Source organism: Rudanella paleaurantiibacter (assembly GCF_009184635.1).
In the GTDB taxonomy this organism is placed as follows: Bacteria; Bacteroidota; Bacteroidia; order Cytophagales; family Spirosomataceae; genus Rudanella; species Rudanella paleaurantiibacter.
This window is the reverse complement of sequence record NZ_WELI01000003.1, coordinates 150,435-170,332: the sequence shown is the minus strand read 5'-3', so window position 1 is coordinate 170,332 and position 19,898 is coordinate 150,435. Positions and strand designations below refer to the sequence as shown.

18 protein-coding genes are annotated in these 19,898 nt (G+C 54.6%); 8 read left to right on the top strand and 10 right to left on the bottom strand.

Annotation, left to right across the window (positions count from 1 at the left end; translation table 11 throughout):
* Positions 1-84 precede the first annotated feature (84 nt).
* Positions 85-2,724: a DUF7133 domain-containing protein gene (locus tag F5984_RS09395; RefSeq protein WP_152124018.1), complete on the bottom strand. Its 2,640-nt coding sequence runs from the start codon at positions 2,722-2,724 to the stop codon at positions 85-87.
* A 272-nt stretch (positions 2,725-2,996) separates the two neighbouring features.
* The gene (locus F5984_RS09390; RefSeq protein ID WP_152124017.1) at positions 2,997-4,199 is read right to left on the bottom strand and encodes an aspartate aminotransferase family protein; all 1,203 of its coding nucleotides are present in this window, start codon (positions 4,197-4,199) and stop codon (positions 2,997-2,999) included.
* Between the two features lie 136 nt (positions 4,200-4,335).
* Between F5984_RS09390 and F5984_RS09385 the strand changes: the two genes are divergently transcribed.
* Complete coding sequence (locus F5984_RS09385; RefSeq protein ID WP_152124016.1) at positions 4,336-5,469, top strand: hypothetical protein; 1,134 nt, start codon at positions 4,336-4,338, stop codon at positions 5,467-5,469.
* A gap of 102 nt (positions 5,470-5,571) precedes the next feature.
* Here the strand turns inward: F5984_RS09385 and F5984_RS09380 are convergent, their stop codons facing one another.
* The 6 genes from F5984_RS09380 to F5984_RS09355 all read right to left on the bottom strand — a co-directional run bounded on the left by F5984_RS09380 (position 5,572) and on the right by F5984_RS09355 (position 11,351).
* Positions 5,572-6,765 carry an ATP-grasp domain-containing protein gene (locus F5984_RS09380; RefSeq protein WP_152124015.1) on the bottom strand — a complete coding sequence of 398 codons (1,194 nt, stop codon included), beginning with the start codon at positions 6,763-6,765 and terminating at the stop codon, positions 5,572-5,574.
* 19 nt (positions 6,766-6,784) lie between these two features.
* Positions 6,785-7,618, bottom strand: coding sequence for a type 1 glutamine amidotransferase (locus F5984_RS09375; RefSeq protein ID WP_152124014.1), 834 nt, complete (start codon positions 7,616-7,618; stop codon positions 6,785-6,787).
* A 14-nt stretch (positions 7,619-7,632) separates the two neighbouring features.
* Entirely contained in the window at positions 7,633-8,733 is a 1,101-nt protein-coding gene (locus tag F5984_RS09370) for a carboxylate-amine ligase (protein ID WP_152124013.1), read from the bottom strand.
* A gap of 169 nt (positions 8,734-8,902) precedes the next feature.
* Entirely contained in the window at positions 8,903-9,973 is a 1,071-nt protein-coding gene (locus tag F5984_RS09365) for an ATP-grasp domain-containing protein (RefSeq protein WP_152124012.1), read from the bottom strand.
* A 156-nt stretch (positions 9,974-10,129) separates the two neighbouring features.
* The gene (locus F5984_RS09360; RefSeq protein WP_152124011.1) at positions 10,130-10,612 is read right to left on the bottom strand and encodes a DinB family protein; all 483 of its coding nucleotides are present in this window, start codon (positions 10,610-10,612) and stop codon (positions 10,130-10,132) included.
* Positions 10,613-10,700: 88 nt separating this feature from the next.
* Positions 10,701-11,351: an esterase family protein gene (locus tag F5984_RS09355; RefSeq protein WP_019990569.1), complete on the bottom strand. Its 651-nt coding sequence runs from the start codon at positions 11,349-11,351 to the stop codon at positions 10,701-10,703.
* Between the two features lie 241 nt (positions 11,352-11,592).
* On the opposite strand from F5984_RS09355, the gene F5984_RS09350 reads away from it, so the two are divergent.
* The 6 genes from F5984_RS09350 (at position 11,593) to F5984_RS09325 (ending at position 16,405) form a co-directional block, all read left to right on the top strand.
* Complete coding sequence (locus F5984_RS09350; RefSeq protein WP_152124010.1) at positions 11,593-12,441, top strand: alpha/beta hydrolase; 849 nt, start codon at positions 11,593-11,595, stop codon at positions 12,439-12,441.
* A gap of 138 nt (positions 12,442-12,579) precedes the next feature.
* On the top strand, positions 12,580-13,128 hold the full coding sequence (locus F5984_RS09345) for a cupin domain-containing protein (protein WP_152124009.1): 549 nt from the start codon (positions 12,580-12,582) through the stop codon (positions 13,126-13,128).
* A gap of 16 nt (positions 13,129-13,144) precedes the next feature.
* The gene (locus tag F5984_RS09340) at positions 13,145-13,987 is read left to right on the top strand and encodes a helix-turn-helix domain-containing protein (protein WP_152124008.1); all 843 of its coding nucleotides are present in this window, start codon (positions 13,145-13,147) and stop codon (positions 13,985-13,987) included.
* Between the two features lie 26 nt (positions 13,988-14,013).
* Positions 14,014-14,844 carry a helix-turn-helix domain-containing protein gene (locus tag F5984_RS09335; protein ID WP_246168888.1) on the top strand — a complete coding sequence of 277 codons (831 nt, stop codon included), beginning with the start codon at positions 14,014-14,016 and terminating at the stop codon, positions 14,842-14,844.
* A 74-nt stretch (positions 14,845-14,918) separates the two neighbouring features.
* Positions 14,919-15,440: an SgcJ/EcaC family oxidoreductase gene (locus tag F5984_RS09330; protein ID WP_152124007.1), complete on the top strand. Its 522-nt coding sequence runs from the start codon at positions 14,919-14,921 to the stop codon at positions 15,438-15,440.
* A gap of 116 nt (positions 15,441-15,556) precedes the next feature.
* Positions 15,557-16,405: a glycoside hydrolase family 16 protein gene (locus F5984_RS09325; RefSeq protein WP_152124460.1), complete on the top strand. Its 849-nt coding sequence runs from the start codon at positions 15,557-15,559 to the stop codon at positions 16,403-16,405.
* A 50-nt stretch (positions 16,406-16,455) separates the two neighbouring features.
* Here F5984_RS09325 and F5984_RS09320 read toward each other — a convergent pair whose 3' ends face one another.
* Positions 16,456-17,517 (bottom strand): SO2930 family diheme c-type cytochrome, encoded by a 1,062-nt coding sequence (locus F5984_RS09320; RefSeq protein ID WP_246168887.1) that lies wholly within the window; start codon positions 17,515-17,517, stop codon positions 16,456-16,458.
* 58 nt (positions 17,518-17,575) lie between these two features.
* Positions 17,576-18,859: a parallel beta-helix domain-containing protein gene (locus F5984_RS09315; protein WP_152124005.1), complete on the bottom strand. Its 1,284-nt coding sequence runs from the start codon at positions 18,857-18,859 to the stop codon at positions 17,576-17,578.
* A 267-nt stretch (positions 18,860-19,126) separates the two neighbouring features.
* Here F5984_RS09315 and F5984_RS09310 point away from each other — a divergent pair, with 267 nt between their 5' ends.
* Positions 19,127-19,744, top strand: coding sequence for a hypothetical protein (locus tag F5984_RS09310; protein ID WP_152124004.1), 618 nt, complete (start codon positions 19,127-19,129; stop codon positions 19,742-19,744).
* Positions 19,745-19,898 lie beyond the last annotated feature (154 nt).

The window sequence follows — 19,898 nt, the reverse complement described above, 5'->3', positions numbered from 1 at the left end:
TCAAATAAGTCGTCACCCTGAGCCTGTCGAAGGGCCGTGCGTCAGCTTTTTTAAACGTCACTCACATAATCTGCTCTCAAACTCCTACTTCTTCTGCTCCGACAGGAAGGTGATGAGTGAGGCAAATTCTTCGTACGAAAGAGAGTTGGCTAAGCCAGAGGGCATCATCGACGAGTCTTGCTCTTTTCGTGAAAGAATGTCGCTTGCCCGGATGGTGTACACGTTGCCGGCAATATCGCGCAGTACAACGCGGTCGGCCGACTCTTCCGACACAAAGCCCACGTAGCTCTTGTTGCCTTTCGCTTTGATCTCAACCGTGGCAAAACCCTGTGAGATCGACGCGTTGGGCTTCAGAATCGACTCGGCAATCTGATCGCGGGTCATGATCGAGCCGATTTGGCCCATAAACGGCCCCTTCATTTTTTCGCTCTTGCTCAGGCTATGACAGGCCACACAGCCCTGTTGCATAAACAGCTCGCGGCCTTTGCGGGAGTCGCCTTTGATGCTGGCCATAGCGAGCATTACATCTTCAATGGAGGTGTTGCCAATCTGCCCTTTCTGGTTCTTGATTTTCTCCAGATCAATTTTGGTTTCGATTTTCGTTTCCTCCAGAGCAACGGGTTCGGCGCCTTTGAAGTCGGCAATGTCGAGCCGATAGCGCTCGTTCATGTCTGTAAAGGCCAATTTACCAGCTGCGTCGGCTTTGGCCCATTCAGCTTTCAGCAACGACTCAATGGCGGGTGAGCCCTCCCAGGTAATTGCTTTGTAGTACGGGCCGTGGGTGTCGGGCCGGGTGCTCCACCACCAGGAAGCATCGTACGGGGCTTCTTTTTTGTACAGACGCGCGGCCGTATGCAGAATCTGGCTTTTCAGTTGTGGGTCGGTTATGCGGCCGTAGGCGGCTACCAGGCCGTAGGCGGCTTCGGGCGTGTGCATGTACCGCAAGGCCCACAAAGCCAGTGTTGAATTAGACGAGCCGATGGCCCCCAAACAAGCGTCGACAGCGTTGAGCTTCACCAGTGACCGCACGGCCAGGTGAGCCGGTACCAACGATGCGTTGGGCGTAGCGTGTGGGCCTTCGGTGCCTTTGGCAGGTGCCACAAACGAACTCGGAACGGCTACCCGCAACAGGGCCGAAGCGGCTTCTTTACGCTCCAGACGGCCCAGGCCAATCAGTGCGGCCACCTGAACCCGTTCGGTTGGCGATTGGGCGGCTTGCAGGAATGGCTCCAACGGTACGTTGCTCACCACCGGTTTTCGGTCGGCGAGGGCACGAAGGGCAAACTCCTGCATGGGGGCATCGTTCGTGAGCTTGACCAGGTTCGCGATGCCTTCTTTACCGGTCAGTTGGGCGTAGGTGAACAGACCCGCTACCCGGCAGGCCAGAGGAAGGTTTGTGTCCGACGCTATTTTCCAGGCGGCTTTGGTGGCCTGCTTGGCGGGGCGGGTGAGCAACTCCTGCGAGGCATTCAGCCGGGCCACAGCACTTGGAGAGGCCAGGAGGTTCGCCAATTGTTTGACCGATGCTTTTTTCAGGTCGGGGAACGCTTTGTACGTCCAGTTCTGGGGCACTACCCGCACCACATAGCCCTTATTGGGGTTGCCCGTATAACCAGCTCCATTCCAGGCAGCTAAGTACAGGCGGCCGGAGCCGTCGACGTCCACGTCGGTGATTTGCGGCAGCTTGATAAATTCTTCTTCCTTCTGCGTAAAACTGGCTTTGTCGGGCGTCACGCGGTGAATGTAAAGTTGATTACGACCCCAGTCGGCCATCATCGGCACCTGATTGTATTTGGCGGGCCAGGTGGGTTCGTCCATGAACAACGAGCCTGTTCCAGAGCCGCCCCCCACATCGACCAGTGCGGGGATAATTTCATCCGTAAAATGCTTAAACAGAACCGGGTAGCCGTACTCGGCCGACTGAATCTGGTGGCTGAACCGGATGTTCCAGCCGCCCCCGTCGTTAGTGTTGTCGCGGGTGAAAATATTCATGTACGGGTCGATCGCCACGTCGTAGATGTTACGCATACCGTGCGAATACACCTCCATTTCGGTACCATCGGGCCGTACGCGCACAATACCTCCGCCGAGCATGGTGAGCTTCTTCCCTGACCGGTCGACGGCATCGTGGAAACCAAAGTCGCCCACGGCGATGTAAATCCAGCCATCGATACCCATCCGAATGCCGTTGGTGGCATGGTCGACACCCCGTTGCTGGATAAACTTCACGTTGCTGATGTGCTCAACCAGTGGTTTTGAGGGGCCATCGGCAACACCGTCCCCGTTTTTGTCATCAAACACAACCAGATCCATCCCGGTCGCTTTGCCATCGGGCGAGAACGTGGCATGGAGCACAAACACCCGGTCGCCGAGGGCAATAATGCCGCGCGGGTTATTGACTTTCGCGAACGTTGTGTGCGCGTCCATCGTCCCGTCGTTATCCTTGTCTATCAGCTTGATAATACTGCCCATGTCGGGCTTTTTCCCCAGCGATCCCTGCATGTCGACGCCCACAAATACCTCACCGGTTGGAGCAACCGCCAAACAGGCCGGACTGGGCGTGAGGTCGGGACCGGTGAACTGAGTTAGCTTGAGGTCGGCCGGGAAATCGTCTTTACGAACGGATGTCCGGGGCGTTTCTTTGGTCGGGCGAAGGTCGGTGTTGAGTTGGAAACCGAAGGCCAACAGAAAGGCTGTCAGGAAGCCAAAGGAGATTTTTAACATGGTTTAGCAGTAACCGTAAGGGTTTTTAACTAAACCAGTTTTCGGGCAAATCCTAACCTCGACTGGCCGATGTTTCTGTGGGTACAATACCTTAAACCCTTTCTGCGCGATTGCCTTGTCGTAGAAGAAAAAGGCTGACGCATAGGCCTTCGACAGGCTCAGGCTGACCTTCAAGTTGAGAGTATCCAGTCAGCCTGAGCCTGTCGAAGGCCTATGCGCCAGCAATAGTATTTACTTATTTCAGGGCTACTCCCGTTTTTCAACACGTTTCGTTACACTCCTGCCGCATCTCGAATGACGGTGCAGGCTTCATGAATCTGTTCTTCGGTGATGATGAGTGGCGGGGCAATGCGCATTGAGTTGTCGCAAAACAAAAACCAGTCGGTAATGACGCCCCGCTCGATGGCGCGGTCAATAACCGGTTTGAGCACCGCAAACGAATCGAACTCGGCCGCCAGCATCAGCCCTTTACCCCGAACGGCCCGAATCCCTGGCACGTCGGCGAGCAACTGTCGGAAAAGCTGCCCTTTCGCTTCGGCCTGCGCGTACAGTTTTTCGTTGCGAATCACGTTCAGCGTTGCCAACGAGGCCGCGCACGAAACCGGGTGCCCGCCAAACGTGGTGATATGCCCCAGAATCGGGTTGTTTTTAAACACCACCATAACCTCAGGCGAACTGATAAACGCACCGATGGGCATACCGCCCCCCATGCCTTTGGCGCACACCAGTACATCGGGCACCACGGGACCGAAGCCCTCAAACGCCCAAAACGTGCCCGTGCGGCCAAATCCTGTCTGGATTTCGTCGAAAATCAACAGAGTGCCGGTGTCGGTGCAACGTTGGCGAACGGCCTGTAGGTAGGCCGGGTCGGGCACGCGGATACCCGATTCGGCCGACACAACCTCGATGACAACGGCGGCCGTACGACGGGTGATGTGCTCCAGATGGGGCAGGTGTCCGTAGCGAATATGCCGAACGTCGGGTAGGAGGGGACGGTAATTGCGTTTGAAATTCTCGTCGCCTGAGAGCGAAAGAGCCCCCTGCGTAGCGCCGTGGTACGCGTTGAAACAGCTAATAATTTCGGTACGACCGGTAAACCGCTTGGCCAGTTTCATGGCTCCTTCAACGGCCTCGGTGCCTGAGTTGGTGAAATACACGTTGCTCAGCTTGCCATGTGGGCCTGTGTACGGGCTCAGTGTATCCGCGAGGGCCTGGGCGAGCTGCGTTTGGGGTGTCTGCACATACTCGCCGTAGACCATCAGGTGCAGGTATTTGTCCAGTTGGTGTCCAATGGCTTCCAGTACGTTCGGATGCCGGTGCCCTACATTGCTTACACCAATGCCCGAAATCAGGTCCATGTACCGTTGGCCAGAAGCGGTGTAGAGATACACACCCTCGGCGCGCTCAATTTCGAGGGCAAGCGGGAAATCAGAGGTTTGGGCAACGTGCTGGAAAAATAGCTGGCGATGGGTCATGTTGTTAATGAGTAATGCGTAATGAATAATGTATGGTGGGGGGGGACCCGGCATTATACATTATTCATCAGATGCGTTACAACCCTTTCGGGCCGATTAGACTCTTGTCTGTAACGAAACCTCAACACCTTCTTTCATGAAAACAGTTCTGCTTACCCTGTTGCTATCCGTACCTCTTTCCCTATCTGCCCAAAAAAACGCGGCCCCGCTTGATTCGAGCCGTACCACCTTTTCGATATTTCTGCGAGATGGGGGGCAGTATGTCGGTCGCATTATAAGCCGGGATAGCCTCAAGGTAGTGGTTCGGCGGCAGGGTGGGGGGCTGTCGTACCTGGCCCCGGCCGATATTACCCGGATTGAGCCGTACCAGTCTGCCGTGCGGAACCGGGGCCGTAACCTGTACGCCGTGACCCTGACCGATGGCACTATCTACACGGGGCAGATTCGGGAGCGGACCGAGAGTCGGGTGGTCATTCGTCGGCGCGGTGGAGAATCCATTCTGTCGCCCGCTGAAATTACCCGTATTGAACCCCTGAGCGAAACGGCTCCGGCCGATGTGGTTATCCCGACTGCAGGAGAGCCCAACCAAAACCCCTCGGCCCGTGGCGAGAACGCATACCCGTGGCTGCTCAACAGCCAAACGGCTATTCCGCTCAAGGCCGGGCAGGCCACCTACCGCAACATTTGGGTTTTGTACAACGAAGTGGCAGTGGGTTTGTTTAATTTTCTCACGCTTCGGGCGAGTGTGACGCCTTCGTTCGGTGGGTCAACTTTTTACAACAGCACCCTCTACACCCGACCGGCGGCCGGGCTTAAACTGAGTATTCCGCTGGGGTCGGTGCACCTGGGCGGAACCCTGGATTATCAGTTTTTTGAAGGGTGGCGATACGCCCAATTCAGCAGTCGACGGACGTATCGGCGGCAACGGACGTTGGGCGGGATGGTAACATTCGGTGGGACAAGCCGCAATCTGACCCTCGGGTACACGTCGGTCAAGGCCGATATTGGCGAGGCCGACCGACGTTCGCTCGATATTGGCTTCGTAGCTCCGCTCGGACGCCGGGTTTCTCTCATCTGCGACAACCGGGTGTTACTCACGCGGGAGAGTTACTGGGATGGCCATTTCAGTCAGGTATCGGCGGTTTTTCGGCTCAATCGGGCTCGGCATGCGTTTGATCTTGGCGCCCTGATTCCTATTCGCGACGAAGACCGGCTCCGCGTGTTCCCGTTGCCTTACCTGGGCTACAACCTGCGGTTATCACGCCGGTAGAGACGCAATATTTTGCGTCTTTGCCTCTCAGTTGATGAGGGAAACACGTTGGCTACAGGAGACGCAAAATATTGCGTCTCTACGGGAAGAAATGTTACGTCTCTACGGGAAGAAACAGACCGTTCCGCCGACCCAGTCTTTGTTTTTGTTAAAGTTGACCCCAATCATTTCACCCCGGCTCAGTCGGGCCAAATTTGTGGCCAGAATGGGCTTTTCGGCGGAGTCGGGCCACACCAGCAACATACGGATTTCGCACTTCACCAGTCCGTCGGGCGATTGAATGACGGGCTCGTATTGCACCTTCCGTTGCAACAGGAAGTTACCGCGTTGGTCGGCCGGAATGGCGTCGATGTCGGCGGGCGTCACGTGTATTTTGACGCCGGCCCCGGCAAACGAAAACAGGGGTTTTAGCACGTAATTCTCCAGATCGGCGGGGGGCGTCTCCAGATCGCTCAAAAAATAGCTTTGGGGAACAAATTGGCTCTCCAGCAAAGGGAGGGTGTACTTGCTGATGCGAAAAAACCAGTTGGGATGCCCCACCCACGTCACGTCTACGTCGTCGGTGAGGTTGAATTCGGTCTGGAGGTTGGGGTAATTTTGGAGGTCGTCGAAGATCAGCCGGTTGTAAATACGCTTGATGTCGATTCGCCGACCGTCTTTTTCGTAGTATAGTTTCCGGCCATCCTTGCGGATTCTGGTCAGGCAAACCGGCGCAACACCCAGATACTGGCGGGTGAGTTCGAAATCGATGCGGGTTTTCTGCTGTTCGGGGTAAATCTCAAGCAGAATCACTTGTTCGGGGTCACAATCGGCCACGATGGTCTGACGCAGCAAGTCGAGGTAAGCCGCCCGGTCGAGGCCGTTGAACAACGGCGACACCTCGTCGGGAATGGGGTAAAACTGCCGGAACTTCTCGGGCAGGTACGCCTGAAACCCGAAAAGCGACGGAAAGCCCTGTAATTCGATCAGTTGTGGTTCGAGTGAGCCATCGGCTGCCCGGCAAACGGCAAAGTCGACGGCCAGAAATGTGGTATGGCCGTTTTCGTTCGGTACACGCTGATCTGCCGGAATAGCTCCCTCAGTGCGGGCTTTAAAGTCGGGGGCGGTAATCACCTCGACAATATCGGCGCAGGCCTGTTTTAGCTTGTCGCCGAGGTCTTTCGGGACAAAAACAGGGGTTTCGGCCACCCTAAAATCGAGCAGGCCGGGCATATCGTTCTGAATCGACTCCAAAAAAGCCCCGTATTGCGCGGGGCTAAAGGCCTGATTGAATACCTGGCGAACGGGTTGCAGCATAGGAAATGAGCGGATAGGGCTAATACTCGAAGGTCGACTGGCGCTGGGTCTGGATAGCATGGCGCAAAAAGCCCGGCAGCACCACCGATTCGGTTAGCTCAATTTTGTTAGGGTCTTGTAAATAAGCGACCATTTCGTCGTACTTGGCCTGCCCGTGTACCGACACAATCTGGTCGCGTTTTTCGTCGGTCATGAAGTAACGTAGCATCCCCTCACCGTCGGCCTCCGGGTGAAACTGGGTCCCGAAAATTTCGGGTCCGAAGCGCACGGCCATCACGGCCCTGGGCAAATCGACGTGGGGCCGAATTTTTTCCAAACACAGAATCTGCGCGCCAATCTCATCGAATCGCTCCAGATTAGGCTCTGTGAGCTGGTAATCGCGGGAGTCGACGGCGTAAAATGGGTCGGGTAAGCCGCCGAAAAACGGTTCGGCGTACCCGTCGTCGGTTCGGTGCATCGGAAAAATACCGAACGAGGTCGACCGACGCTTGCTGATGGTGCCCAGTCCCAGGTGCCGGGCTACCAGTTGAAACGAGTGGCAGATCAGAAACAAGGGTTTTTTGGGTTCCTGCGTCCGATTCCACGTAAACAGCTCGTCGATCAGGTCGAAGTACGGTTCCTCCCAGGCTTCGTTGAGGGGTAGCGGGCTTCCGGGGCCACCAGTCGAAATGTACGCGTCGTAGTGGAGACCGGGCAGGTGCACCTGATCGGGGGTTTTCCCCGCCCGAACATTGAACACATCGAAGTGAAGCGGCACCCGCACCTGGCCTTCTACCATGCGGATAATCTGCTGAATACAACGCATGCCCTCGTTGGCATGGTTGTCGTACATATCAAGGATAGCGATTTTCATCTCACTTTTCCTAACTACCTCACGCCGAAGGAAGTTTCCGCAACAATGTAATCCACAACCTGTTTGAGGTCGCCGGTTTGGTTGAAAACAGCCAGCTGCCGGTCGGCACCCGTACCCATTTCGAGCATTTTAAGCACGTACTCGCACTCCTGTCGGCTACCTAGTTCATCTAGTACATCGTCGATAAAATCGAGCAATTCATGAATCAGGCTGTGCGTAGGCACTTCTTCCTGCTTACCGAAGTCGATGAGCTTGCCTTCGATGCCGTACCGGGCGGCCCGCCACTTGTTTTCGCTAATCAGAATGCGCCGATAGGGCCTGAAATTGAGGTTTTGCCGGTGGAGTTTAGAAATTTTAGCCACCAGCGCCTGCATGATCGCAGCCAGGCAAACCGTTTCATCGACCCGCATCGGGACGTCGCAAATTCGGAACTCGATGGTGTCGAAGAACGGGTGCAACCGGATGTCCCACCAGATTTTCTTCCCGTTGTCGATACAACCCGTTTTCACCAGCAGGGCAATGTACTCGTCGTACTCGGCCGCCGACGAGAAAAAGTCGGGGATACCCGTGCGCGGAAATTTGTCGAACACCTTGGAGCGGTACGACTTGAAGCCGGTGTTGCGCCCGCGCCAGAACGGCGAGTTGGTCGACAGGGCGTAGATGTGGGGCAAAAAGTAACGGACCGCGTTCATGATCTGAATGCCTTCGTTGCGGCTGCTGATGCCCACGTGTACGTGCAAGCCAAAAATCAGGTTCGACCGGGCCACGTCGCGCATTTCCTCAATCAGCTGATCGTAGCGTTCGTTGGGCGTGATGAGTTGCGCCTGCCAGTCGGAGAAGGGGTGCGTGCCGGCGGCCGCCACCTTCAGGTTCTGCTTGTCGGCCAGCTCGATAATCTCGCGCCGGAGGTAGGTCACCTCCTGCCGGGCTTCGTGAATATTGTGGCAAATATTGGTGCCTACTTCCACTACGGCCTGGTGCATTTCGGCCTTTACGCGCTCCTGAAGCACTATTTTGCCTCCTTCAACGAGCTTCGACATGTGCGACCGAAGCTCGCGGGTTACGGGGTCAATGGTCTGGAATTCTTCCTCAATACCAAGCGTAAATACGTGCATTCAATGGGTTGGTTTAAAGGTCAGTTGATGGTAAGATTCTGGGGACTTAGCTGAATGGAATGTGTAATGAACAGTGTAAAATGTGTAACGAAAAAGTTGATTATCAGCTGATAAATCAATTATTCATTATGCATTTTACATTGTTCATTCACATAAACCCCAAACCTCTTTACTTTTTCGCCTTTTTAGGGGCGGCTTTCTCGGCTTTGGGGGCCTCGGCTTTTTTCGCCTTCGGTTTGGCTTCTTTGGCTGGTTCGCTGCTTGCGGCCGGGCTCTGAATACCAACCGGGCCGGTACCCGTTACCGAGCCCCGTACAAACGTACCCCAGGTGAGGTTGTCTTTGCCCGCCTGCACCCGCTTGGCACGCTCAATAGCCATATTAGCAGCAGCCTCTACCACCCACTCAAAGTTTTCCTGACCTACCGAGTTTACGTCGGCATCGGGCGCAGGGTTGCAGAAATCGATGGCAATGGGCACCCCGTTGCGTACGGCAAACTCCACCGTGTTGAAGTCGTACCCGAGGGCGTGGTTGAGCTTCAGCACATAGTCGGTCATGGTTTCGAGGAGCTTCTTGCCCGCATCGCCCGTGGTTTTCATCTCGGCGGCATAGCGCAGGTGATGGGGGTTGCGCGGCTCGTAGGGCATAATCCGGACGTCTTTGCCGCCAATGCAGTAGCACCGGAAGTAGTCTTCAAAGTCGATAGCTTCCTGATAGAGCATCACGAGTTGCCCGGTTTCGTCGTAGGCCCGGAACATCTGCTCCGGGTTGTCTACCTTGTACACGCTTTTCCAGCCACCGCCCGCGTGGGGTTTCATAAACGCCGGGAAGCCGATATGCTCGAAAATGGCGTCCCAGTTCATGTGGCCGAGGTTCCGAAACGAGTTGTGGTTCGTGTCGTCGGGGCGCTCTTTAGAAGGCAGCAGAATGGTTTTGGGTACCGGAACACCCAGCTGAACGGCCAGGGCATTGTTGAAAAACTTCTCGTCGGCAGCCCACCAGAACGGGTTGTTGATAACGGCTGTGCCGGTGAGGGCGGCATTTTTCAGGAACGCCTTGTAAAACGGAACGTCCTGCGAAATGCGGTCGATGATAACGGCGTAGTCGGTTGGGACGCTTTGCTCCACACGGTCGATAAAGACAAACTCGGCCTTGAAATCGCTTTGTTTTTCGTTGACGCGCTCGACAAAGGCTTGCGGGAACGTGTTTTCCTGGCCGAACAGTATGCCTATTTTTTTCATAGTTCGTAGCAGACGGGTGTGTCTGATTGTTTTTAGGTTGTTTGTGTGTAACCTTAATTATACTCATGCCCGAAGGCGGGGCAAAAATGCCGTTTTTGTCGCGTTACCACAACCCCCAGAATAACTTGGCGGTAGGTTGAGGGTAGCGGTAGGGAATTAAAGCAACTTTTGCAGGTGATGCTCCATGTGCCCCACGTAGTCTTCGATAAGCCACGACAGGGTACGCGGAGGGCCATCACTGCCTTTTACCTGTACCTTGCGCTGCCGGGTGGCTTCGGGTAAGTCGCTGATAACGTGCACGATTTGCCGGTTCAGGGCTTGCCAGAGCGTAAGCAGATGATCGAGCGGGAGGTTCTGGTAATGGTTCGTAACGACCAGCTCGTTTTGCCGGTAGGAGGCAAACGTGTATGGCTCCGGCCCAAACTGAGCCTCGTTGAATCGTTTCAGGTTGTTCAGAGCCGAGTCGATCAGGTGGCCCAGCAGTTGTTTCCGCGACCATTTGCCGGGTTTCATGTCCAGCAGCGTTTCTTCGGGCAGGGCCGAGAGTTGCGCCGGAACCTCCTGAATATACCCGGTAAGCCGCGAGAGAGCCCCTTCGAGCGTTGAGTCGGCAGCGGTATAATGCTGATTTGGCCACATAGCAGGGTACGTTTAAGGTGTAAGGTTTAGTGTAAGGTGTTGGGGAGGCTGAACGGCAGCGGTTCAAAACTGTCGGCCCGGACCTCGGTCAAATCATGTTCAGATAGCGCGGAAACATGCTCCGCCAGACGGGCCAGTCGTGCTCACCCCAGGGCACTACGTCGAGCCAGTGGGGAATGTTCTTACGGCCCAGAATACCGGCCATTTCGAAGTTTGAGCCTTTGCAGAAATCATGCTCCGACGTACCCAGTACGATGTTCATCTTGTAAAACTCGTCGTTGTGGGCGTTCGGAATAAAGTCGGGCGGGTTGTTGAAATACACATTGTCGTCGTAGTACCCATCCATAAACGACCGAATGTCGAATTTGGCCCCCATCGAAAAGAGGTGTCCTACCTGATCGGGGTGCCGAAACGCGAAGTTCAGGGCCTGAAACCCGCCGAAGCTGCACCCGGCTACCCCAATTTTGCCCGTGTTGGTTTCGCGCTGAATATACGGCACCAGTTCTTCGCTCAGGAAGCGGTCGTACAGCACGTGGTTCCAGATACGGGCACCGGGATGCAGGTGTTTGGCGTACCAGCTATCGCGGTCAACGCTGTCGATACAGTATAGTTTGACCCGACCCGAGTTGATATGCGCGCTCACCGCGTCGATCAGTTTAAAGTCGCTCGCTTCGTAGAAACGGCCCATAGTGGTCGGGAACACCAGAATAGGGTAGCCCCAGTTGCCATAAACGAGCATTTCGAGGGTCCGATTGAGGTGGTGCGAGTAGTAAGTACGGTATTCCTGATGCAAAACGATGATAAGTTATGTTGTGATGAAATACGCCGAAAAGCCGGAGATCCGGGCTGGGTTTGGCGTGTGGTTTGCGATTGGAATTTAGTTAAAATCCTTACATGCAGCGCTACCGGGTCCGTTTACGTCTAAAAAAGCCCTTATTTTGCCGGTTGTGCGTAGCTTATTTTTGTTTATCTGTTTCTTTATGGCCGATCCCACCCCGGCATTTTCGACGACTTTAGTGACTGTCGTTCGTGACCAATCGCTGTACTCGGTGCCCCTCAATCGGAGTGTGCAACTCGATATTATTTTACCCCCTGCGTACGACGCCCACGCGCCCGAACCGTACCCGGTGCTGTATCTCAACGACGGGCAGGACCTCCCCCGGTTGCGGCTGCCCCAGGTGCTCGATTCGCTCTATGCCCAACAGGCCGTCCGGCCGTTTGTGCTGGTGGCCATTCATACGCATGCCGACCGGATTCAGGAGTACGGCACAGCGGCCCAGCCCGACTACATGAAGCGCGGCAGCAAAGCCGGGCTCTACACCGACTTTGTACTGACCGAACTGCTGCCCCACATCCATAAACAGTACCAGGTGAGTGCAGCACCAGCACAGGCCGCCTTTGCGGGGTTCTCGCTCGGTGGGCTATCGGCGTTCGATATTGTCTTTCACCATCCCGAACACTTCAGCCGGGCGGGGGTGTTTTCGGGGTCGTTCTGGTGGCGGAGCAAGGCGTTTAGCAGTGCCTACGACGATGATACCGACCGGATTATGCATACCCTCGTGCGGCAGGGAAGCTACCGTTCCGGCTTGCAATTCTGGCTGCAAACCGGCACCCTCGACGAAACCAGTGACCGTAACAATAACGGAGTTATCGACTCCATCGACGATACCCTCGACCTGATTGCGGAGCTGGAAAAAATAGGGTATCAGCGCGAGAAGCCCGGTATGGCGGGGAATGTGCGGTACGTAGAGGTCGAAGGGGGGCACCACAACCCCGAAACCTGGGGAGCTATTATGCCCGACTTTCTGACGTGGGCCTTTGGGCGGTAAGTCTCGTTGGTAGCCTGTTGGCCTGTTTATTTGTAGGGCCGAAACGGTGTTCTACATTCCGAAAAACGTCCGATTTTTACCACTAATGGGCCTTAGGTTAGGCCCATTTTTGCATAACACAATCTAAACGAGTTCGTTATGCAACGTCGTACGTTTTTATGGACAGCCGTGGCCGCTACTGCCACAAATGCACTCGCCCACACAATGGCCGCTTCGGTTCCGGCTAAGTCATTCGTAGTCAAGGCCGGTAAGGGGCGCTTTGGGGAACAAACCCGCCTGGGGGGCGTCAACCCCAACGATATTAAAGTGTCGGTCGACGATACCGGAGGGCAGTTGAGTGTGCTTGAGTACACGGGCCATCAAAAAGGTGGGCCGCCCCTGCACATTCATCCGCATCAGGACGAGATTTTCTACGTGCTGGACGGACAGTATCTGTTTCAGGTGGGCAATGAGCAGCAGACACTTACGGCAGGCGACCTGATTTTTTTGCCCCGAAACGTGCCCCACACCTTTGCCCAGCTATCCGATGCGGGCCGGTTACTGTTCTTTTTTCAACCGGCCGGAAAAATGGAAAACTATTTCCGTACTTTAGGTAAGTTATCGGGGCCGCCGTCTCCGCCGGAAGGAGCCAAAATCTTTGCCGATCACGATATGCAGGTGGTAGGGCCACCGCTGGCGATTCACTAAACCGTCTGGAACCGATATGGAAGGCATTTTCGATTACCGGCCCCCGCAACCGCTGCTACGCGATTACGTCAGGATGCTCAAAATCGTCGGCTGTTCGTTTCCGGCTTCCATGACGTCGCTGCCCGTGAAAGCTTACTGGCCCCGTGCCGAAAACTGCCTGTCGTTTTATCCGAAAGACCCGGAGCGCCAGCAGTTCGGCTACACCGAGGCAACCGTAATCAAGCCCCGGTCTATTGTGAATGGGCAGTATTCGATGGTGACCAACCGGCACGTAGGGCGCGATTTTATGGTGTTTCAGGTGCAGTTTCAGCCGGGGGCTTTGTATCGGCTCACGGGGCTCCCATCCGGCGAGCTCACGAACGCGTTTGTAGATGCCGAAGCCGTGTTTTCGAGCGAAATGAACCGGGTCGATGAGCGGCTGAGTTACTGCCGGCACTACACGGAGATGATTACCGTGGTCGAAGATTTTCTGCTGTACCTGGTGAGCCGGGCGCGGCACCCGCATCTGCACCCAATTGACCGGGCTACGCGCTACCTGCTGGAGCGCCCCGGCTCGGTTTCGCTCGACTGGCTGGCCGATCAGGCGTGTCTGAGTCAGTGGCAGTTTTACCGGTGCTTTGTCGACCGGGAAGGGGTCAGCCCTAAGTTCTACGCCCGCATTGCCCGCTTTGAACAGGCAATGAAGCTAAAAAATACGTGTCCCGACAAAGACTGGCTGAGTGTAGCACTCGAGCTGGGTTACCACGACTATCAGCATCTGGTTCGCGATTTTCGGGAGTTTACGACCCTGACACCCAACGCGTTTTTGTTGCGCGATGGTCGGTCGCCGGAGCGTACGTTTGGGGTAGCCGAAACATAAGAACAGGCCATTTAACAAGTTGTGTTATGGTGTTTATGCCCAACCTTCAGCCGCATCCGGCATTGCGGCCTTACGTGCGGCATTATCTGCTGCTGCATGCGTCGATGGCCGGTATTCCGCCGGAGCAACGCATCAAGCCCATGCCGCCCGATGCCGATCAGTCGCTTTATTTCTATCCCCGCAGCGAGGTCAAAGTCATCACCAACCGTACGTCCGAAACGCGTACATCGGCCCGGAGCATATTTGTAGCCCGTCAAACGTCGCGCATCAATATTGGGTTTGGCAATGATCACCTCATTATTCAGGTCTGTTTCCGGCCGGGCTTTCTGTATCAGTTTCTGGGTAAAGCGCCTTTTCATACCTGGCGGGATGAGGAACTGAGTGCCGAAGACTTGACCGATCGGACCATGCAGGAACTGAACGAACGGCTGGGCGAAGAAACCGATTATGGACGCATGATTGCCCTGATTGAAACCTGGCTCCTGAACAGATGCGCCCGCCTTTCGATCGATGTGCAGCCAATCGACCGGGTGATTGCGGCCCTGAGGCAGTCGGAAATGCCCCGTTCGCTCGATTGGCTGGCCGATCAGGCTTGTTTGAGCAGTCGGCAACTGGAGCGCAAATTTCAGGAGCGAATGGGCATGAGCCCCAAGTTTTATGCTCGCATTGCCCGCTTCGACCGGGCCTTCAAACTGAAAACACAGCAGCCTCAGCTCGACTGGCTTGATGTAGCGTACCAGTGTGGGTATTTCGATTTTTCGCACCTGATGCGCGATTTTCGGCAGTTTGCCGAGGTGACCCCCTCGTTGTTGCTGGCTCAGGAGATGGCTTCGCCCGATTGGTGGCGCACCGGGTAAAGTTGTCGTTTTTTTACATGTAAGCGTTCGCCGTTGGCCGGTAGGTTTGTGTCAGAAATCAAATCTATCGAACCATGAAATACCTACTCTGTGTGGGGCTGACCGTAGCCCTGTTGAACACCGCCTTCGGGCAATCGGCCGACAAAAAGGCTGACGAAGTGGCTATCCGGGCTACCATCGACGCGATGGGGAAGAGCTGGGCCAACCACAACTATGCAGATATTGCCAACTGGGCCACGCCCGACATCGACTGGGTGAATATTGTTGGTATGTGGTGGAAAGGTCGCGAAGAAGTACGCCTGGCGCATCAGGCGTTTCACGACACATTTTTCAAGAATACCCCCTGGACGCTGAAAAACGTAACCGTTCGGTTTGTGACGCCCGATGTGGCCATTGCGCACGTCCTGTCGCACATCGGGACGTACTTTCCGCCCGACGGCATCGATCACGGTACCAACAAACGCCCGGAAACCGACGATATGGCCACGCTGGTTTTGGTGAAACAAAGCGGAAAATGGCTCATTACCGCCGGGGAGAATGTCGAGATTAATGAGCAGGCTGCGGCCGATAATCCGGTAAACAGAGCCCGGCACTGAGGTGACCTACAGCCTTAATCGGAATTAAGATCAAGGTAGCACGGGTTGACTCTCGCCCGGTACTCTGTCGGGATTTGCGTAACATTGCGGTTGTAAAGCTCTTCCAACTGATTATGATGCGTCATTCTGTTTATGTGCTGAGTCTGCTCGGCTTTTCGCTCGCTTGCCGGGGGCAGCAGGCCCCTGCGCCAGCTCGATCACAAGCTATCAACACGCAACTGGTTTGGTTCGACGAATTTGATGGGAGTACCCTCGGCCGACCCGATGTGCCACGCCCCGATGCTACCCGCCCCGACACCGCCCGGTGGGCCTACGATGTGGGCGGGAGCGGTTTTGGCAACAACGAACTCCAGTTTTACACGCGCAATCGGCCCGAAAATAGCCGGATTGAAAACGGCGTTCTGATTATCGAGGCCCGCAAAGAGAGCTGGGAGAACCGGAACTATACCTCGGCCAAGTTGCGCACCAAAGGCAAGGTAGAGTGGAAACACGGCCGGGTAGAGGTGCGGGCCAAGTTACCGCCGGGTCGGGGGACGTGGCCGGCCATCTGGATGCTGGCTGCCAAAGAGCCGCTGGTGTGGCCCAACGACGGTGAAATCGACATTATGGAACACGTGGGCTATGACCCCGGCGTGGTGCACGGCACAGTACATACGCAGGCGTACAACCACGTGAAGAAAACCCAGCAGGGCAATCAGATAACGGTTCCTGATTTCAGCACGGCCTTTCATGTGTATGCTATCGACTGGACTACCGACAAAATTGACTTCCTTGTCGACGGCAAAACGTACTTCACCTTCGACAAGGAATCATACGGCAAACGGTACGAGCAGTGGCCGTTCGATCAGCCTTTTTACCTCATTCTCAATCTGGCCATCGGCGGTAACTGGGGTGGGCAGAAAGGCGTCGACGACGCTATTTTCCCCCAGCGTATGGAGGTAGATTGGGTGCGGGTGTATCAATAAAAGGAGGAAGGGGGAAAGGAGGCTATTGCCGTGGTAGTTTCGGTAAACTGTCAGGGAGTCAGGCTATTGATCCAGGCTTCTATCAGGGCTACGCCTTCCGTATGGATACTCACTCGCCCTACTTCGGGCATCATAATACCGGGGTGTACGGAGTTCATTCGGTACGTCATGATGGACGCTCGGCCCTGACCGGGGTTCACGTCGAACCGAAACGAACCTGCTCCTATGCCAGCCGCTACAGGCGATTTTCGCACGCCCCAGTGGAAGGGGTTGCGCTCTTCATGGTTCAGATACAGGCCCGACGTTGCGGCAGGCCCTTTAGGATTGTGACAATGCCCGCAGTTCACATCCAGGTATGAACGGGCGCGGCTATTGAGCGATGCGTGTTCGTTGGTCATACTCACCAATGGCGAGATACGTTCTATATCGGTTTTGGTCGCTTTGAGGTAGCCCATTTTTACCCAGCGCTCCAACTGGTTTTCGGTACCATCGGCGTAGGCTATGGGGTGGTTCAGCTGTTTCACCTTCGGGCCAATGGGCATAAATACCTCATTGCGATTGTGGCAGCTTTTGCATTGATTTTTGTTGGGCATTGCATACTGAATCTGGTGGGCCTGTCCGTATTCGTCGGTCCAGCTTACCGGAATGCGCTCACCCGTTACTTTGTAGTCGGCATCGGTCTGTTCGGCGTTCCAGCGGTAGGGATAGGCTTTCCAGGTGCCTTGGTGCTTTACCAGCAGGCGGGTTTCGAGAATGCGCCTTTCGGCGGCAGGCTTTCGGAAGTCAGCTGGATAGTAAAAATTCTTCACCAGGATAGCCTTGTCGGGGAAGTCGAGCGGTTCATCGGGAGCAGCGGGATCAAACGTAGCGGAGGTGCCTTGTGCCATCCAAACAAACCGCTTCTTAAACGCATAGTCGGTAAAAAGAGGAGCAATGGGTTCATAAACCAGCACCCGCTCGTTAGGTTGAAGGGCGTTCAGGTTACCTTTGAAGAAGCCATATTCCGACAGCCTTTTCAGTGGAAACGTTTCAAAGTCAAGTTCTCCGGGATTTGTTTGGGCGTTGTTTGGTCCCAAACAGGCATAGAAGACCGCACCGCTAAAGAGAAGCATGGCCAAGCTTAGTAATCGGAAATTTTTCATACCCAAAAAGCAGCTATTGATAGTCGCTTTACAGCACAGGAGGGGTTGTTTTGACAGGAACCGTACAGGCGTTGAACGGAGTTGCGTCCGGAAAAGCCTCAATGTCCGATAGCTTGCCACTGGCCGGTAAGCTAAACCGGGTAAAACGTAGGTCGGGGGTTTTTTCGCGGATGCAAATGGTCATTGGGTTTTTCTGCACATCGCGCCCACGGCTTTCGTCCACAATACCATCATAGACAATATCCTGGGCTTTTAAGCACTTGGTAGCAATGAGTTTGCCCATATCTTTGGTTAGGTCAGGCATACCAAACTCCCGTTCGTAGGTGTTATCATGAACGAATACGTTGGTGGTATAGGGCGACCAGCCGGGGTGTTTGGGAATTGGCAACTGCGTGATATGATAGCTGGCAATAGAAATAGCCGCTGTTTTCTGGTTGATGAGCTTATTGCCTGTAATCTCAACCTCATTGCCCGCCAGAATGACAATGCCACTGCCGGGCGGAATCATCGTGATAGCGTTGCCGTTGGCCACAGGCCCCGAATCAGCAAAGTTTTCGTGGTTGTTGTTGCGGATTGTGTTGTTGAAGACCCGCGTCCGTGAGCCAAACGCCTTTGGTAAACCCGGTAAATTGAAGACCAGAATTCCACCTGTGTTGTTTTCGGCTACGTTGTCATACACCTCGGCATTATCCGAATTTTCAATCTCGATACCTGCTACGTTTTCAAAAACTACGTTGTTCCGTACAATGATATTTTCTGATTGCCCAACGTAGATACCGGCATCCCGTGAGCGTGATACTTCGCAGCGTTCGATCAGCACGTTTTTACACTGCACCGGATAAATGCCGTACGTGCCACGCTTACCAAGGTCGCTATAGGACCAGGTTGTATTAACAGCCCTGAACGTGAGGTTTTCGCAGTGCTGTGTTTTGATGCAGTCGCCGGGGGCATCCATTACGGTAAACCCTTCTAATACCACATCGTTACCCGCAATTTTCATTCCCTCGCCCCCAGCCGGTAGGGTTTTGAACGATAGCACGGTGTTGTACATGCCTGCTCCTTTGATGGTCACATGGTTCACCTTGTCGAGAATTAGCTGGGTATTCATTTCAAAATAGCCCTCGGGGAGCTGAATGGTTTCACCCTCTTTGGCCTCAATGAACTGCTCTACCAGTTTCTCAACCTGTTCGGGTGTGGCTTTAGGTAGCTTGGTTACATCGAGTTGGGTAAGTTGTGTAGCAGACGGCTGACAGGCACACAGGCTAAAACCAGTTAGAGCGATTAACTGCCAGCGATAAATCATTTTTATCATGATCAATGCGTAGTAAGATTTAAGGGTAGGTTAGCACAATACTGAGAATTAAGTACGTACTATTTGTTCGGAACTGGAACAAGATTACAGAAAAACAGGAATATGTAGTACTTCAGAATCGGTGTACAGCCCGGTGATTTTTGTTAGAATTGAGTTGAAGTGACGTAGTACCCAGGCTATAGTGCCTCATTTTTGAGTCAATGGTCGTACGAATGAGTCAATTAGCCCGTTCTTTGTACAGAGCTATCCTCAAAGAAGTACCAGCCCATGTTACGAAACGTTGTTGTCAGTCTGTCCCGACGGGGCCTTATTCGCTTGCTCGTTGTCGGGCTGTTGTTTACGGTTTCGGCCTGTGTGCCCGATTTTCTGGTGAAAGATCCTGAGTGGGTGGTCATCGAAAAAGGCATGTACGAACCCGTTTTGAAACGGAAGGGCGGTATGCTCGTTAGCCCGCGTGAGGTGTCGGCTACGGTAAGATTTGACAGTAGCTGCATGTACGACGTGACGCAGGTGGATGAGTTCGACTACAACAAGATTTTCGGGTTAGGCTTTGTCGGGTCCGAAAACCAGCACATGGGACAGGCTCCGCATCAGGTAGACGGAGCGCGGGTGGCCTGGCGCTGGAACCCCAAACAGAACCGGATCGACCTTGGCGCGTATGTGTACGTGGAAGGCAAGCGCATCACGCAGGATCTGGGTAGCATGAAAATCAATGAGGAGCGCCGGTTGAGTATCAAAATCGACTACGAGAAAAAGACCTATCAGGTGCTCGACGGAGACCCGATTCCGTTTACGCACAAAAAAACAATTGCGTACCGGAATGGACTTTACTTCGGCGGCAACCAACCCGCTCCGCAGACGATCCGGGTTATGATTAAATATTGAGAGCGTTTCGTTCAGCATAAAGGTCAGAGATGTGCCGCTACCGGCCATCCTGACCTTTTTTTATGGTCTCAGCCCGGCAGAAAGGGCCCCGAACCCGGTAAACAGTGGGGTGTAGGTTGCCGAAAAATTCGGTGCTTACGGGCTTGATAACCAA

Excerpts from the sequence above, each read along its gene's own strand:
- F5984_RS09340 (WP_152124008.1), top strand. The coding sequence starts at position 13,145 with ATGGAAGGCATTTTCGATTACCGGCCCCCGCAACCGCTGCTACGCGAT.
- F5984_RS09325 (WP_152124460.1), top strand. The coding sequence starts at position 15,557 with ATGCGTCATTCTGTTTATGTGCTGAGTCTGCTCGGCTTTTCGCTCGCT.
- F5984_RS09330 (WP_152124007.1), top strand. The coding sequence starts at position 14,919 with ATGAAATACCTACTCTGTGTGGGGCTGACCGTAGCCCTGTTGAACACC.
- F5984_RS09395 (WP_152124018.1), bottom strand. The coding sequence starts at position 2,724 with ATGTTAAAAATCTCCTTTGGCTTCCTGACAGCCTTTCTGTTGGCCTTC.
- F5984_RS09365 (WP_152124012.1), bottom strand. The coding sequence starts at position 9,973 with ATGAAAAAAATAGGCATACTGTTCGGCCAGGAAAACACGTTCCCGCAA.
- F5984_RS09315 (WP_152124005.1), bottom strand. The coding sequence starts at position 18,859 with ATGATAAAAATGATTTATCGCTGGCAGTTAATCGCTCTAACTGGTTTT.
- F5984_RS09310 (WP_152124004.1), top strand. The coding sequence starts at position 19,127 with ATGTTACGAAACGTTGTTGTCAGTCTGTCCCGACGGGGCCTTATTCGC.
- F5984_RS09380 (WP_152124015.1), bottom strand. The coding sequence starts at position 6,765 with ATGCTGCAACCCGTTCGCCAGGTATTCAATCAGGCCTTTAGCCCCGCG.
- F5984_RS09390 (WP_152124017.1), bottom strand. The coding sequence starts at position 4,199 with ATGACCCATCGCCAGCTATTTTTCCAGCACGTTGCCCAAACCTCTGAT.
- F5984_RS09350 (WP_152124010.1), top strand. The coding sequence starts at position 11,593 with ATGGCCGATCCCACCCCGGCATTTTCGACGACTTTAGTGACTGTCGTT.
- F5984_RS09345 (WP_152124009.1), top strand. The coding sequence starts at position 12,580 with ATGCAACGTCGTACGTTTTTATGGACAGCCGTGGCCGCTACTGCCACA.
- F5984_RS09375 (WP_152124014.1), bottom strand. The coding sequence starts at position 7,618 with ATGAAAATCGCTATCCTTGATATGTACGACAACCATGCCAACGAGGGC.
- F5984_RS09355 (WP_019990569.1), bottom strand. The coding sequence starts at position 11,351 with ATGCTCGTTTATGGCAACTGGGGCTACCCTATTCTGGTGTTCCCGACC.
- F5984_RS09360 (WP_152124011.1), bottom strand. The coding sequence starts at position 10,612 with ATGTGGCCAAATCAGCATTATACCGCTGCCGACTCAACGCTCGAAGGG.
- F5984_RS09370 (WP_152124013.1), bottom strand. The coding sequence starts at position 8,733 with ATGCACGTATTTACGCTTGGTATTGAGGAAGAATTCCAGACCATTGAC.
- F5984_RS09385 (WP_152124016.1), top strand. The coding sequence starts at position 4,336 with ATGAAAACAGTTCTGCTTACCCTGTTGCTATCCGTACCTCTTTCCCTA.
- F5984_RS09320 (WP_246168887.1), bottom strand. The coding sequence starts at position 17,517 with ATGCTTCTCTTTAGCGGTGCGGTCTTCTATGCCTGTTTGGGACCAAAC.
- F5984_RS09335 (WP_246168888.1), top strand. The coding sequence starts at position 14,014 with ATGGTGTTTATGCCCAACCTTCAGCCGCATCCGGCATTGCGGCCTTAC.